Source organism: Streptomyces afghaniensis (assembly GCF_044327915.1).
Taxonomy (GTDB): domain Bacteria; phylum Actinomycetota; class Actinomycetes; order Streptomycetales; family Streptomycetaceae; genus Streptomyces; species Streptomyces afghaniensis.
In genome coordinates this window covers 177,436-191,178 of the sequence record NZ_JBIRGJ010000008.1, presented here as the reverse complement: position 1 = coordinate 191,178, position 13,743 = coordinate 177,436, and the positions used below count along the sequence as shown (strand labels likewise).

Sequence of the window (13,743 nt, the reverse complement as noted above, 5' to 3'; positions counted from 1 at the left end):
GTCACGGCTCGTGTGAATCTGGTCGAGCCAGATCCCCTCACCCCCAACGGGAGTGAACCCACATGGGTATGAAGGACCAGTTCCAGGAGAAGTCCGAGCAGTGGCAGAACCAGGCCAAGCAGAAGGCCGACCAGGCCCGTGAGCAGATGCAGGGCCGCGGTCGCCGGCGTGACGAGGACATGGACCCCTCGCACCCCTCGCAGCCCTCGCAGCGCGAGCGCGAGCGTGAGCGGGAGCGCGAGCAGGAGGACCGCTTCGACCAGGACTACGACGCCTGACGTTGCGTGCTGAACGGAAGGGGTGCCTCGCGCGGGGCACCCCTTCCTCACGTCCGGATCCCTCGGGCCCTCCTCACCTCCTGGGCGGCAGCTTCGGACGGGAGCGGTCCGGTACGTCGCTGTAGGTCGGCGGTTTCGCCGGCGGGTTGGTCTCCAGCAGCCCGAGCGCCAGCTCCACGGCGTCGGTCAGCTGGGCGTGGCGGCCCTCCGCCCAGTCCAGCGGGGTGCGCAGGACGTCGATGTCGGGGGCGACGCCCTTGTTCTCCACCGACCAGCCGTAGGCGTCGAACCAGGCCGCGTTCATCGGCACCGTGATGACCGTGCCGTCCCCCAGCTCGTGCCGGCCGGTCATGCCGACCACACCGCCCCAGGTGCGCTGCCCTACCACGGGGCCCAGCTTCAGCAGCTTGAACGCGGCGGTGATCATGTCTCCGTCGGAGGAGGTCGCCTCGTCCGCCAGGGCCACCACCGGGCCCCGCGGCGCGTTCGAGGTGTACGACACGGGCTGGGCGTCGCGGGTCAGGTCCCAGCCCAGGATCGTGCGGCTCAGCGTCTCGATGACCAGCTCGCTGATGTGGCCGCCGGCGTTGCCGCGCACGTCCACGATCAGTGCGGGCCGGGACACCTCCATGCGCAGGTCGCGGTTGAACTGCGCCCAGCCCGAACCGCCCATGTCCGGGATGTGCAGATAGCCGCACCGTCCGCCGCTCAACTCCCGCACCACGGAACGGCGTTTGGCCACCCAGTCCTGGTAGCGCAGCGGCCGCTCGTCGACGAGCGGGACGACGGCGACCCGCCGGGGCGGTCCCGCGCCCTCCGCGGGCGAGAAGGTCAGCTCCACCGTCGTACCGCCCGCGCCGGCCAGCAGCGGGTACGGGCCCGCGTCCGGATCCACCGGGCGGCCGTCGACGTGCGTCAGGACCGCTCCCTCGCGGATGCCCGAGCCGGCCAGGGGCGAGCGGGCCTTGGAGTCGGAGGAGTCGCCGGGCAGGATCCGCCTGACCGTCCAGCCGCCGTCCCGGCGTACGAAGTTGGCGCCCAGCAGGCCCTGCCGTCGCTGGTAGTGCGGCGGACCCTCGTTGCGCCGGGCGGCGGTGACGTACGCGTGGGACGTGCCCAGCTCGCCCAGCACCTCGCGCAGCAGGTCGGCGAACTCGTCCGGGGAGGCGACCCGTTCGACCAGCGGACGGTACTGCTCCAGCACCCCGTCCCAGTCGATGCCGCACATGTCCGGCTCCCAGAAGTACGCCCGGATCAGCCGCCCGGCCTCCTCGTACGCCTGCCGCCACTCCGCCGCCGGGTCGACCACGTGCAGGATGCGGCGCGCGTCGATCCACACCGTCGTGTCCAGGTCGCCGGGTTCGGTCGCGGGCACCGCGCGCAGTTCGCCCTCGTCGACGACGACCAGCCGCGTGCCGTCGCCGCTGACCGCGAAGAAGTCCAGGTGCACGGCGAGTTCGGACTTCTTGGCCTTGGTGATGCCGAAGTGCTCCAGGGTCGGCCGGCCGCTGGTGTCGTCCGGGTTCGCGAAGGTCTCGCCCAGCGCGCCCGAGATCGGCCAGCGCAGCCACACCAGCCCGCCGCCCGCCACCGGGTGCAGCGCCGAGTACTTGGAGGCGCCCACCGGGAAGGGCGTGACCCGGCTCTCCAGCCCCTCGACCTCGACGGTCACGGCGCCGCTCTCCCCGTTCTCGTCGTCCTCCACCGGGTCCAGGCCCCCGGCGGCCGGGCGGCCCTCGGGGTTCACCGCGAACGGGGAGGGCGTCGCGGAGGACAGCGGGACGAGGTACGGGCGGCAGCCCAGAGGGAAGGACAGGTCGCCGGTGTGCACGTCGTAGACGGGGTCGAAGCCGCGCCAGGAGAGGAAGGCGAGGTAGCGGCCGTCGCGCGTGAAGACCGGGTTCTCGTCCTCGAAACGGCCGTTGGTGACGTCGAGGACGAACTTGTCCTTGATCCTGGCGATCTTGATCTGCCGCAGGGTCCGCCCGATGCCCGGATGCGACCAGGTCAGCCAGGCCCCGTCCGGGGAGAACGCGAGGTCCCGCACGGGCCCGTTGATCGACCGGATCAGCTCGATGACCTCGCCGCCGGACTCCTCGGCCACGTCCACGAGCAGCAGCCGTCCGTCGTGCGAGGCGACCGCGAGCCGCTCGCCCTCCGGATCCGACACCAGCTCGCGCACCCGGCCCAGCGCGCCCGAGGCCAGCCGCCGCGGCCCGCGGTGGCCGCTCGCCCGGGGCAGGGAGGCGATCTCGATCGCGTCCTCGCCCTCCGCGTCCGTCACGTACGCCACTCGCCCGCTCCCGCCGAGCATCTCCGGCATCCGTACCCGGACGCCCGGGGTGTCGGTGAGGGTGCGGGCCGGCCCGTCCCGGTGGGTGAGCCAGTACAGGCTGCCGCGTACGACGACCGCGCTCGCCCGCCCGGTCTCGTCGACGGAGATCCCGTCGATGTGCTGGGCCGCGGCCACCTGGTACGGGCGCCGCCCCGCGCGCGGGCCGCTCAGCCGTACCTCCAGCCGGCGCGGCTCGGAGTCCGGTGACAGGTCGTCGACCAGCCACAGGTCGCCCGCGCACTGGTACACCACCCGGGTGCCGTCGCTGGCGGCGTGCCGGGCGTAGAAGGCGTCGTGGTCGGTGTGCCGGCGCAGGTCGGAGCCGTCGTAGGCGCACGAGTAGAGGTTGCCGATGCCCTCGTGGTCGGAGAGGAAGGCGATCCTGCCGCCGACGAACATGGGGGAGTGCAGATGGCCGCCGAGGCCTTCGAGCAGCCGTTCGCCGTGCAGCCACAGCCTGCCCGTGGCCCCGCCCCGGTACCGCTTCCAGGCGGCCGGTTCGTGCGGCGGGGTGCCGGTGAGGAGAAGCGATCTGCGCTCCCCGTCCAGGTCGGCGACCTGGATGTCGGCGACCGGTCCCCAGGGCAGCTTGCGCCCCGGGTCGCCCTCGGGGGAGACCTTGTATGCCCAGGTGAAGTACGAGAAGGGCTCGCCGTGCGAGGCCACGGCCAGGATGTCGCCGTCCGGGGTCCAGCCGCAGACCCGGGTGTCGGCGCTGCCCCAGTGGCTCACCTGCCTGGCCGGGCCGCCGTCCACCGGCGAGAGATGGACCTCGGGCACCAGGCTGCGCCAGCTCGTGTACGCGAGGTGGCGGCCGTCGGGCGAGAAACGGGGGTGGCCCACCTTGGTGCGGTCGACGGTGAGCCGCCAGGCGCGGCCGGGGCTGTCCACCGGGGCCAGCCAGAGGTCGTCCTCGGCCACGAAGCAGAGCAGGTCGTCATGGAGATGCGGCAGACGCAGATAGGTCACCTCTTCATGCTTTGCCGGGGGACGGAGTGCAGCAAGTCCAGACAAACCGGATACCGTGACCCCTGCCGTGACCCAGCACACGTACGAAACGGTTTCGTTTCCATAGGGGATGCGCTACCTTCGTGGTGTACGAAACCGTGTCGTTCGAAGCAGGAAGGTGAGCAAGATGGCTGAGGTCGCCACCGCGCGTCGCAGTCGAATCACCCCCGAGCGTGAGGCCGAGCTGTACGAGGCCGTGCTCGAACTGCTCCGCGAGGTCGGCTACGACGCCCTCACCATGGACGCCGTGGCCGCCCGCACGCGGTCCAGCAAGGCGACGCTCTACCGCCAGTGGGGCGGCAAGCCGGAGCTGGTGGCGAAGGCGATCCGGCACAACAAGCCGGGCAGCATCGCCGACATCGACACGGGGTCCCTGCGGGGCGATCTGCACGCCCTCACCGCGCGTGAGGACGACTGCACCATGCAGCAGAACGCCGCGCTGATGCGGGGTCTGTTCATGGCGGTGCACAGCAACCCGGACCTGCTCCAGGCCTTCAAGGAACTGCTCATCGAGCCCGAGATGGAGGAGTTCCACCGGGTGGTGCAAAGAGCGGTCGACCGCGGTGAGGTCGAGGCCGGCCGCCCGGCGCTGGACTACATCGTGCACATGCTCGTCGGCGCCTTCGCCACGCGCACGCTGATCGATGACCAGCCGCCCACGCAGGCGTTCCTCACCTCGTACATCGACGCCGTGGTCCTCCCCGCCCTCGGCATTCCCGTCGACTGACAAACCCCCTCAGTCACCTCCCCACCTGACGTCACCGCTCACGTCGTCGGGCTGATCAGCCCTGCCCAGAACCAACCCACGACCTGACCGGGAGTACGCCCTCGTGGCCACATTCCTCTACAAAATCGGCCGGATGTCGTTCCGGCGGCGGCATTTCGTCGCCCTGCTCTGGGTGGCCCTGGTGACCCTCGCCGGTGTCGGCGCGGCCAGTGCCCCCGCCGCGGGCAACAGTTCCTTCTCCATTCCCGGCACCGAGGCCCAGAAGGCCTTCGACCTGCTGGAACAGCGCTTCCCCGGCACGAGCGCCGACGGGGCCACCGCACGTGTCGTCTTCAAGGCGCCGAGCGGCGAGAAGATGACCGACCCGGGCAACAAGGCGACCGTCCAGGAGACCGTCAAGGAACTCTCCGACGGCTCCGAGGTCGTCCGCGTCACCGACCCGTACCAGGCGAAGGCCGTCAGCAAGGACGGTACGGTCGCGTACGCGCAGGTGTCGTACAAGGTCTCCGGCATGGAACTGGAGGACTCCTCCCGCGACGCGCTGGAGGACTCCGCGCAGGACGCGCGCAAGGCCGGGCTGACCGTCGAGATCGGCGGTGACGCGCTCCAGACGGTCCCGCACACCGGCACCACCGAGATCATCGGCATCGCGGTCGCCGCGGTCGTCCTCGTCATCACCTTCGGCTCGCTGGTCGCGGCCGGCCTGCCCCTGCTGACGGCACTCGTCGGCGTGGGCATCGGCGTCTCCGCGATCACGGCGCTGGCCAGTGCGCTGGACCTGGGCTCGACGACCTCCACCCTCGCGATGATGATCGGCCTCGCGGTCGGCATCGACTACGCGCTGTTCATCGTCTCCCGCTACCGGGCCGAACTCGCCGAGGGCCGCGACCGCGAGGAGGCGGCCGGCCGGGCCGTCGGCACGGCGGGCTCCGCGGTTGTCTTCGCCGGCCTCACGGTCGTGATCGCCCTCGTGGGCCTGTCCGTCGTCAACATCCCGATGCTGACGAAGATGGGCGTCGCGGCGGCGGGCACGGTGGCCATCGCGGTGCTCATCGCCCTGACCATGGTCCCGGCGCTGCTCGGGTACGCGGGCCGGCGGGTGAAGCCGGCGGGGGAGAAGGGCAGGCTGCTCGGCCGGTCCAGGAAGCAGGAGAAGCCCGCGAAGCCGAACCTGGGCACGCGCTGGGCGAGCTTCGTCGTCCGCCGCCCCGTCGCGGTGCTGCTGCTCGGCGTCATCGGCCTCGGCGCGGCGGCCGTCCCGGCGGCGAGCCTGGAACTGGGCCTGCCGGACGACGGCTCCCAGCCCACGTCCACCACGCAGCGCCGCGCCTACGACCTCCTCTCCGAGGGCTTCGGGCCGGGCTTCAACGGCCCGCTCATGGTCGTGGTCGACGCGCAGCACAGCGACGACCCGAAGGCGGCCTTCACACAGGTCGGCGACGAGATCAAGGGCCTCAAGGACGTCGTCACGGTCACGCCGCCGGCGCCCAACAAGGCCGGTGACACGGCGACGATCACCGTCATCCCGGACTCCAAGCCGTCGTCGGTCGCGACCGAGGACCTGGTCCATTCCATCCGGGACAAGGGCGCCGGGATCAAGGCCGACTCGGACGCGAACGTGCTGGTCACGGGCCAGACGGCGATGAACATCGACGTCAGCGAGAAGCTCAACGACGCCCTGATCCCCTATCTGGTCCTGGTGGTCGGCCTGGCCTTCCTCCTGCTGATCGTGGTGTTCCGCTCGATCCTCGTCCCCCTGAAGGCGGCTCTCGGCTTCCTCCTGTCGGTGATGGCGGCCCTCGGCGCGGTCGTCGCGGTCTTCCAGTGGGGCTGGCTGGCGGACCTGATGGGCGTCGAGCAGACCGGCCCGGTCATGTCGATGATGCCGATCTTCATGGTGGGCGTGGTCTTCGGCCTGGCCATGGACTACGAGGTGTTCCTGGTGACCCGGATGCGGGAGGCCTATGTCCACGGCGAGAAGGCCGGCCAGGCGGTCGTGACGGGCTTCCGGCACGGCGCCCGGGTGGTGACGGCCGCGGCGGTCATCATGATGGCGGTCTTCGCCGGCTTCATCGGCTCGTCCGAGTCGATGGTCAAGATGATCGGCTTCGGCCTGGCGATCGCGGTCTTCTTCGACGCGTTCATCGTCCGCATGGCCATCGTCCCGGCCGTCCTGGCCCTCCTCGGCCGCAAGGCCTGGTGGCTGCCCAGGTGGCTGGACCGGGCACTGCCCAACGTGGACGTCGAGGGCGAGGGCCTGCGCTCGGACACCGACCGCGGGGACCAGGACAGGGAGCTGGTACGCGCCTGACGGCACCCTGAGAAACAGGCCGGTGAGGGCCCCGTGGAAACGGGAAGCCCTCACCGGCTCTTCTTTCTCACCCTCCTCAGGCGTGCGGGTGGAGAACGACCTTGGTGTAACCCTCGACCCGCTTGTCGAACTTCTCGTACGCCGTCGGCGCCTGGTCGAGAGGCAGTTCGTGCGAGACAACGAAGCTCGGCTTCGCACGGTCCTCGATGATCAGATCACGCAGGTGGCGGTTGTACCGCTTGACGTTGCACTGGCCGGTGCCCATGCGGAGCCCCTTCTCGAAGAGGCGCCCGATGGAGACCACCAGCATGCCCTGCTTCGCCTGCTCGTCCGGTCCGCCGGGGTCGCGCGGGACGTACAGGCCGGGCACGCCGAGCGCGCCCGTCGGCCGGACCGTCTCGACGAGCGAGTTCAGTACGATCGCCGGTTCCTCGCGGTCCTCGCCCTGCGCCTGCGCCTGGTAGCCGACGGCGTCGATCCCCTTGTCGGTGCCCTGGCCGTCGGTCTGCTCCTTGATCTGCTCCGCCGGACTGCCCTGGGTGAAGTCGATCGGCACGGCGCCGATCTCCCGCGCCTTCTCCAGCCGCTCAGCCACCCGGTCGACCACGAACACCTTGCTCGCACCGCGCAGCATCGCGGAGTAGGCGGCCATGAGCCCGACCGGGCCGCCGCCGTAGACCGCGACGCTGTCACCGGGACGCACGTCGGCCAGTTCGTTGCCGTGGTAGCCGGTCGGGAAGATGTCGGCGAGCAGGACGAAGTCGGTCTCCTTCTCGGTGCCCTCGGGAAGCTTGAGGCAGTTGAAGTCGGCGTACGGCACGCGCACGTACTCCGCCTGGCCTCCCACATAGGGCCCCATCGCGACGTAGCCGTAGGCGCCGCCGGCGAAGCCCGGGTTCACGGTCAGGCAGAAGCCCGTGAAGCCGGCCGTACAGTTCTTGCAGAAGCCGCATGCCACGTTGAAGGGCATCACCACCCGGTCGCCGCGGCTGAGCGAGGTGACCCCCTCTCCTGCCTCCTCGACGACCCCGAGGTTCTCGTGGCCGAACACGATCCCCGGTTCCGCGGCGGTACGGCCCTCGTACATGTGCAGGTCCGAGCCGCAGATGGCGGTCGAGGTGACACGGACGATCACGTCGTTCGGGTGCTGGATCCGTGGGTCCTCCACTTGCTCTATCGCTACTTCGAAGGGGCCTTTGTACACGACAGCCCTCATCGTCACGCACCTCCAACTGTGCCGTGGGTCATATACCAGGCTGGTGCATGATGAGACGATTTGCATCTACAGAAGAAAGGAAGTAGCGCTTTGTCAGGACGTATCGGCACATTGCTCGTGGCGGTCCCCGGTCTGTCCGGCGTCGTCTATCCGGAGGGGACGCGCGTGACCATCCAGGGCACCGGAGGGTCTGTCGACGGTTTCGTCGACGGGGACTGGCTGCCGCTCGCGTGGTGGGAGTTCGCGGATGTCCGGCCGGAGGACGCCACCGGCTGAAACCACCTCGCGTGTCTCGTACACGTACCGCTAGCGTGCCCGCATGACGACATCCGCCACTGACGCCGAGAACTCCGGGGCACACCCCCGTTTCGCCGAGGCCCTGCGGGAGCTGGGGATCGGGGACCTCGTAGGCCGGGTCCGCCGCTTCCCGGAAGCCACCCGCACCGCCGCCGAGGCCGCCGCAGCGCTCGGGTGTGAGCTCAGTCAGATCTGCAAGTCGCTGATCTTCGCGGCGGACGGTGTGCCGGTGCTGGTCCTCATGGACGGGGCCTCCCGGGTCGACCTCGAGCTCGTGCGCAAGGAGCTCGGGGCGGACAAGGTCACGCGGGCCAGGGCCGATGTCGTGCGGGAGACCACCGGGTACGCCATCGGCGGCGTGCCGCCCTTCGGGCACCGGACGAGGACGCGGGTGCTCGCCGACCGGTCCCTGCTGGAGCACGACGTCGTCTGGGCCGCCGCCGGGACGCCGTACACCGTGTTCCCCATGGCACCCCGCGACCTCGTCGCACACGCCGGCGCCACCCTCGTGGACGTGCGCGAGCACGCCGCGTGACGCCGCTGGTCACCGCCGCCGTCCTGCTCGCCGCCGTCACGCACGCCAGCTGGAACGCCATCGCCCACAAGATCACCGACAAGCTGGCCGGTTTCACGCTGATCTCGGGCGGCGGGGTGGTCATCGGGCTGGCCCTGGCGCCCTTCGTGGCGTTTCCGGCGGCCCGGGCCTGGCCGTATCTGCTCGGCTCGGCCGTCATCCACATCGCCTACTACGCGCTGCTCATGAAGTCCTTCCGGCTGGGCGACTTCGGGCAGGCCTACCCCATCGCGCGCGGCACCGCGCCCCTCGTCGTGACCGTGCTCGCCGCCGTCTTCGCGCACGAGGTGCCCGACGGGTGGGCCGCGGCCGGTGTCGCCCTGTCGTGCGCGGGGCTGACCGGCGTCGCTGTGTGGGGACTGCGGGGGCGCCGGCCCGACTGGGCGGCGATCGGGGCGGCCCTGGCGACCGGTCTGACGATCGCGGCGTACACCGTCGTCGACGGACTGGGCGTGCGCGCCTCCGGGTCCTCCCTCGGGTACATCGCCTGGCTGATGGCGGTGCAGGGGGTCGTGATCCCCGCCTACGCCGTGAGCCGCTGGCGGAGGGAGACCGTCGCCGTGCTCCGGCCGTTCGCCGGGATCGGGCTCATCGGGGCCGCCCTCTCCGTCGCCGCCTACGCCCTCGTCCTGTGGGCCCAGACCAAGGCCGAACTCGCGCCCATCGCCGCCCTGCGCGAGTCGTCGATCATCGTGGGCGCGGCGATCGGGGCCGTGTTCTTCAAGGAGCGGTTCGGGGCGCCGAGAATCGTGGCGGCCGGGATGCTCGTCGCCGGGATCGGGCTGATGCTGCACACCGGATAGACCGGGCCGGACGGGTGCGCATACCTCTCCCGAGGAGGACCCTGGAACTAGACGTTCCGGAGGTGATCGACATGATGCACACCAGAGTCGGATGGCACGTCGAGATGGAGTTCCGGGAGGACGACCAGCACACCCAGGCGGTGGCGATGGTCCGGCTGCCCGACGGCACCGAGGTACGGGCGCGCGGGCACGCGAGCCGGCACCGGACCGACGTCAATCAGCCCAGAGTAGGGGAGGAGATCGCCGGCGCCCGGGCGCTCAACGAGCTCGCCATGCAGCTCCTGACCAAGGCGCACGAGGAGATCGACCAGGCGTCGGGGCGGACCTCCCACCCGATCCACGTCTAGGGCGATCCACGTCCAGAGAGGTCCTGGACGTCCAGAGCCCCAGCGCTGGACGTCCCCGACGACAACGCCGCAGATGCGCGTGCCAGACCCCGCGTCTGCGATCTGATCCAAACGACAGGCCCTAGAGCCCCAGCGCTCCCCGCACCGCCCGCACCAACCCCTGCGCCCGCGGATCGGCCGTGACCGTCTTGCGGAAGCCGTTGGTGACATAGCCGAAGGCGATCCCGGTCTCCGGGTCGGCGAAGCCGAGGGCGCCGCCGCGGCCCGGGTGGCCGAAGGAGCCCGGGGTGAGGAAGGGGGACGCGCTGCCGTGCAGCATGTAGCCGAGGCCGAAGCGGGTGCCGACCACCAGGACGCGGTCGGGGCCCGCCGACTCCTCGGCCCGGGCCAGTGCAACCGTCTCCGGGGTGAACAGGCGTGCGGCGCCGGCGGTGTTGCCGATCAGCGTCGCGTAGAAGCGGGCCAGTCCGTCCGCCGTCGCGAAGGCGTTGGTCGCGGGGAGGGCCGCCGCGCGGTAGGCCGGGTCGTTCTGGTCCGGGAACGGGGTGATCGCCGCGAAGGCCCGGCGGGTCAGGGAGGCCGGGTCCTCGTAGGCCGCGGTGACCGAGCGCTTCGGGCGGGCGCGCAGGCCGCCGGCCGGTTCGGGTCCCTCGACGCGGCCCGCGCGTCCGGCCCGGCCGGCCTCCGCGTCCGGCAGGCCCAGCCAGAGGTCCAGGCCCAGCGGGCCGGTGATCTGTGAGGCGAGCCAGGCACCGGTGCCCTGCCCGGTCACGCGCCGCACCAGTTCGTCGAGGAGCCAGCCGTAGGTGAGCGCGTGGTAGCCGTGGTCGGTGCCGGGTTCCCAGGCGGGGGCCTGGGCGGCGACCGCCTCCGGGCCCCGCAGCGGGTCGAGGGCCTGCTCGGGGGTGAGGGGCCGGTCGAGTACGGGCAGGCCGGCGCGGTGGTTCAGGACGTGCCGGACCAGCACCCGCTCCTTGCCGCGCGCCTTGAACTCCGGCCAGTAGTGGCCCACCGGCGCGTCCAGGTCCAGCTGCCCGCGCTGGTGCAGCAGCAGGAGTACGGCGGCGGCGACCCCCTTCGTCGCCGAACGCACGACCTGGGCGGTGCCGCGCTCCCAGGGGGCCGTGCCGTCGACGTCCTTCGTGCCGGCCCACAGGTCGACGACCCGCTGCCCGTCCCGGTAGACGGCGACCGCAGCGCCCCGCTCCCCGAGCGTGGCGAAGTTCCGCACGAACGCGTCCCTGACCGGCTCGAAGCCCTCGGCCACTGTGCCGTGCACGTCCACGTCCGTACTCCTCGTCTCGCTGCGGTGCTCCCGTTGCTCCCCTTCAGCCAAGCAGGATGGTCACGTCGATGTTCCCGCGGGTCGCGTTCGAGTACGGGCAGACCTCGTGGGCCGCGTCCACCAGCTTGGTCGCGAGGTCCGGGTCGAGGACCGGGAGCGAGACGCTCAGGGCGACCGCGAGGCCGTAGCCGCGCTGCTTGTTGGGGCCGATGCCGACCTTCGCGGCGACCGTCGAGCCGGTCAGGTCGTAGCCCTCGCGGTTGCCGACCAGGATCAGCGCGTTGTGGAAGCAGGAGCTGTAGCCGGCCGCGAAGAGCTGTTCCGGGTTGGTGCCGTTGCCGTCGCCGCCGAGCTGCGGGGGCATCGCGACCTTGAGCTCGAGCTGGCCGTCCTGGCTGGTGACATAGCCCTCGCGGCCGCCGTGGGCCGTGGCCTCGGCCACGTACATGATCTTCGTCGGGCGGGTGTCGACGGCGGGGCCGTCCATCATGCTGTCCTCCCCCGGGAAACAAGTGCGCACAAACACATCGTGCACAAGGTACTGACCAGTAACCGACCTTGCGCCACCAGGGGTGGGGCAACCGGGGGTAACAGCTCCTAAAGGCTCTCCGCCAGCCGCCACAGCTCCTCGCGGAGCCGTCCGGCCTCCGTGCCGTCGAACCCCGTCGCCGCCAGCAGCGCGCCGGGCACGCTCGCCGCCCGCTCCCGGAGTTCCTCCCCGCGCCCGGTCAGCGCCACGAGCACCGACCGCTCGTCCCGCGCCGACCGTTCACGCCGTACGAGACCCGCCGACTCCAGCCGCTTCAGCAGCGGGGACACCGTGCCGTAGTCGAGCCGCAACGCGGCCGCCAGCTCCTTGACCGTGGTCTCCCCGCGCTCCCAGAGGACCAGCAGGACGAGGTACTGCGGGTAGGTCAGGCCCAGTTCCTCGAGGAGCGGGCGGTACGCCGCCGTCACCGCGCGCTGGGCGGCGTACAGCGCGAAGCACAGCTGCCGGTCCAGCACCAGCGGGCTCTCGGTCTCCTCGTTCGTCACGCGCCCATTGTCACGGACGTACCGGAGCGGCCGGCACGGCACGCGGATCGAAACCGAACGGCAGCTCCAGCCGGTGGGCACGCATCAGTTCCTCGTCGGAGAGCAGTTCGCCGGTCGGGCCGTCCGCCGCGATCACGCCCTGGCTGAGGATCAGGGAGCGCGGGCACAGCTCCAGGGCGTAGGGCAGGTCGTGCGTGACCATCAGCACGGTCACGTCCAACGACCGCAGGATGTCGGCCAGTTCGCGGCGGGAGGCGGGGTCGAGGTTGGAGGAGGGCTCGTCGAGGACGAGGATCTCCGGTTCCATGGCCAGGACGGTCGCTACGGCCACCCGGCGGCGCTGCCCGAAGGAGAGGTGGTGCGGCGGGCGGTCCTTGAACTCCGCCATGCCGACCCGCTCCAGCGCCCGGTCCACGCGCTGCTCCAGCTCCGGCCCCTTCAGCCCGGCCGCCGCGGGCCCGAACGCCACGTCCTCCCGGACGGTCGGCATGAAGAGCTGGTCGTCCGGGTCCTGGAAGACGATGCCGACCCGGCGCCGGATCTCCGCCATGTGCTGCCTGCCGACGGGCAGTCCGGCCACCTTCACCGTGCCGGTGCCGCCGGTCAGGATGCCGTTGAGGTGGAGCACCAGGGTCGTCTTGCCGGCGCCGTTCGGACCGAGCAGGGCCACCCGCTCGCCGCGGGCGACCGAGAAGTCGACGCCGAAGAGGGCCTGGTGCCCGTCGGGGTAGGCGAAAGCGAGGCCCGAGACCTCAAGAGAAGCAGTCACAGGGTCCATCCCAGCAGACAGACGAGCAGCGCGGCGCAGGGCAGGGCGAGGGCGTACGACCACTGCGCCCGGGACGCGGTCACCTCGTCGATGACGGGCATGGAGCCGGCGTACCCGCGGCTGACCATGGCCAGGTGCACGCGCTCGCCGCGCTCGTAGGAGCGGATGAACAACGCGCCGGCCGACTTGGCGAGCACGCCCCAGTGCTTGACGCCCTTCGCCTCGAAGCCGCGTGACTCCCGGGCGATCCGCATGCGCCGCATCTCGTCCGTGATGACGTCGCCGTAGCGGATCATGAAGGACGCGATCTGCACGAGGAGCGGCGGGAGCCTGAGCCGCTGCAGGCCGAGGAGGAGTTCGCGCAGTTCGGTGGTGGCGGCGAGGAGGACGGAGGCGGCGACGCCGAGCGTGCCCTTGGCGAGCACGTTCCAGGCGCCCCACAGGCCGTTGACGCTCAGGGACACACCGAGGACGTCGACCCGCTCGCCCTCCGCCACGAACGGCATCAGCACCGCGAACGCGACGAACGGCACCTCGATCAGCAGCCGCTTCAGCAGGAACCCGGCGGGCACCCGCGCGACGTACGCCACCGTCCCGAGCAGCACGGCGTACAGCCCGAAGGCCCACATCGCCTCCCGCGGTGTCGACACCACGACCACCACGAAGGCGAACACGGCGGCGAGCTTGGTGTGCGGCGGCAGACCGTGCACGGGCGAGTGCCCGTGCCGGTAGAGCTTGTGCGCGTGCCCCGCTCCCAT

At 71.3% G+C, this 13,743-nt stretch carries 14 protein-coding genes; 7 read left to right on the top strand and 7 right to left on the bottom strand.

Going from position 1 to position 13,743, the window contains the following annotated elements:
- Positions 1 to 62: 62 nt before the first annotated feature.
- The gene (locus tag ACH4G3_RS29660) at positions 63 to 278 is read left to right on the top strand and encodes a hypothetical protein (protein WP_037667968.1); all 216 of its coding nucleotides are present in this window, start codon (positions 63 to 65) and stop codon (positions 276 to 278) included.
- A 73-nt stretch (positions 279 to 351) separates the two neighbouring features.
- Here the strand turns inward: ACH4G3_RS29660 and ACH4G3_RS29655 are convergent, their stop codons facing one another.
- Positions 352 to 3,582, bottom strand: coding sequence for a S41 family peptidase (locus ACH4G3_RS29655; protein WP_397627385.1), 3,231 nt, complete (start codon positions 3,580 to 3,582; stop codon positions 352 to 354).
- Positions 3,583 to 3,748: 166 nt separating this feature from the next.
- Here ACH4G3_RS29655 and ACH4G3_RS29650 point away from each other — a divergent pair, with 166 nt between their 5' ends.
- Positions 3,749 to 4,348: a TetR/AcrR family transcriptional regulator gene (locus ACH4G3_RS29650; RefSeq protein ID WP_397627384.1), complete on the top strand. Its 600-nt coding sequence runs from the start codon at positions 3,749 to 3,751 to the stop codon at positions 4,346 to 4,348.
- Between the two features lie 103 nt (positions 4,349 to 4,451).
- Positions 4,452 to 6,659 (top strand): MMPL family transporter, encoded by a 2,208-nt coding sequence (locus ACH4G3_RS29645; RefSeq protein ID WP_397627383.1) that lies wholly within the window; start codon positions 4,452 to 4,454, stop codon positions 6,657 to 6,659.
- Between the two features lie 76 nt (positions 6,660 to 6,735).
- On the opposite strand, the gene ACH4G3_RS29640 is transcribed toward ACH4G3_RS29645, so the two are convergent.
- Positions 6,736 to 7,875 carry a glutathione-independent formaldehyde dehydrogenase gene (locus tag ACH4G3_RS29640; protein WP_397627382.1) on the bottom strand — a complete coding sequence of 380 codons (1,140 nt, stop codon included), beginning with the start codon at positions 7,873 to 7,875 and terminating at the stop codon, positions 6,736 to 6,738.
- 90 nt (positions 7,876 to 7,965) lie between these two features.
- Between ACH4G3_RS29640 and ACH4G3_RS29635 the strand changes: the two genes are divergently transcribed.
- The 4 genes from ACH4G3_RS29635 (at position 7,966) to ACH4G3_RS29620 (ending at position 9,896) form a co-directional block, all read left to right on the top strand.
- Positions 7,966 to 8,151 carry a hypothetical protein gene (locus tag ACH4G3_RS29635; protein WP_010035316.1) on the top strand — a complete coding sequence of 62 codons (186 nt, stop codon included), beginning with the start codon at positions 7,966 to 7,968 and terminating at the stop codon, positions 8,149 to 8,151.
- Between the two features lie 43 nt (positions 8,152 to 8,194).
- Positions 8,195 to 8,707 carry a YbaK/EbsC family protein gene (locus ACH4G3_RS29630; RefSeq protein ID WP_397627381.1) on the top strand — a complete coding sequence of 171 codons (513 nt, stop codon included), beginning with the start codon at positions 8,195 to 8,197 and terminating at the stop codon, positions 8,705 to 8,707.
- Complete coding sequence (locus tag ACH4G3_RS29625) at positions 8,704 to 9,549, top strand: EamA family transporter (protein WP_397627380.1); 846 nt, start codon at positions 8,704 to 8,706, stop codon at positions 9,547 to 9,549. The genes ACH4G3_RS29630 and ACH4G3_RS29625 overlap by 4 nt, the downstream gene beginning before the upstream one ends.
- 71 nt (positions 9,550 to 9,620) lie before the next feature.
- Positions 9,621 to 9,896: a DUF1876 domain-containing protein gene (locus tag ACH4G3_RS29620; RefSeq protein ID WP_037667980.1), complete on the top strand. Its 276-nt coding sequence runs from the start codon at positions 9,621 to 9,623 to the stop codon at positions 9,894 to 9,896.
- A gap of 121 nt (positions 9,897 to 10,017) precedes the next feature.
- On the opposite strand, the gene ACH4G3_RS29615 is transcribed toward ACH4G3_RS29620, so the two are convergent.
- The 5 genes from ACH4G3_RS29615 to cbiQ all read right to left on the bottom strand — a co-directional run bounded on the left by ACH4G3_RS29615 (position 10,018) and on the right by cbiQ (position 13,743).
- Entirely contained in the window at positions 10,018 to 11,181 is a 1,164-nt protein-coding gene (locus ACH4G3_RS29615) for a serine hydrolase domain-containing protein (RefSeq protein WP_397627379.1), read from the bottom strand.
- A 43-nt stretch (positions 11,182 to 11,224) separates the two neighbouring features.
- On the bottom strand, positions 11,225 to 11,671 hold the full coding sequence (locus ACH4G3_RS29610) for an organic hydroperoxide resistance protein (RefSeq protein WP_397627378.1): 447 nt from the start codon (positions 11,669 to 11,671) through the stop codon (positions 11,225 to 11,227).
- Positions 11,672 to 11,778: 107 nt separating this feature from the next.
- On the bottom strand, positions 11,779 to 12,216 hold the full coding sequence (locus ACH4G3_RS29605) for a MarR family winged helix-turn-helix transcriptional regulator (protein WP_397627377.1): 438 nt from the start codon (positions 12,214 to 12,216) through the stop codon (positions 11,779 to 11,781).
- 10 nt (positions 12,217 to 12,226) lie between these two features.
- Complete coding sequence (locus ACH4G3_RS29600) at positions 12,227 to 12,994, bottom strand: energy-coupling factor ABC transporter ATP-binding protein (protein ID WP_397627376.1); 768 nt, start codon at positions 12,992 to 12,994, stop codon at positions 12,227 to 12,229.
- Positions 12,982 to 13,743 (bottom strand): cobalt ECF transporter T component CbiQ, encoded by a 762-nt coding sequence (gene cbiQ / locus ACH4G3_RS29595; RefSeq protein ID WP_397627375.1) that lies wholly within the window; start codon positions 13,741 to 13,743, stop codon positions 12,982 to 12,984. Before cbiQ ends, ACH4G3_RS29600 begins: the two co-directional genes overlap by 13 nt.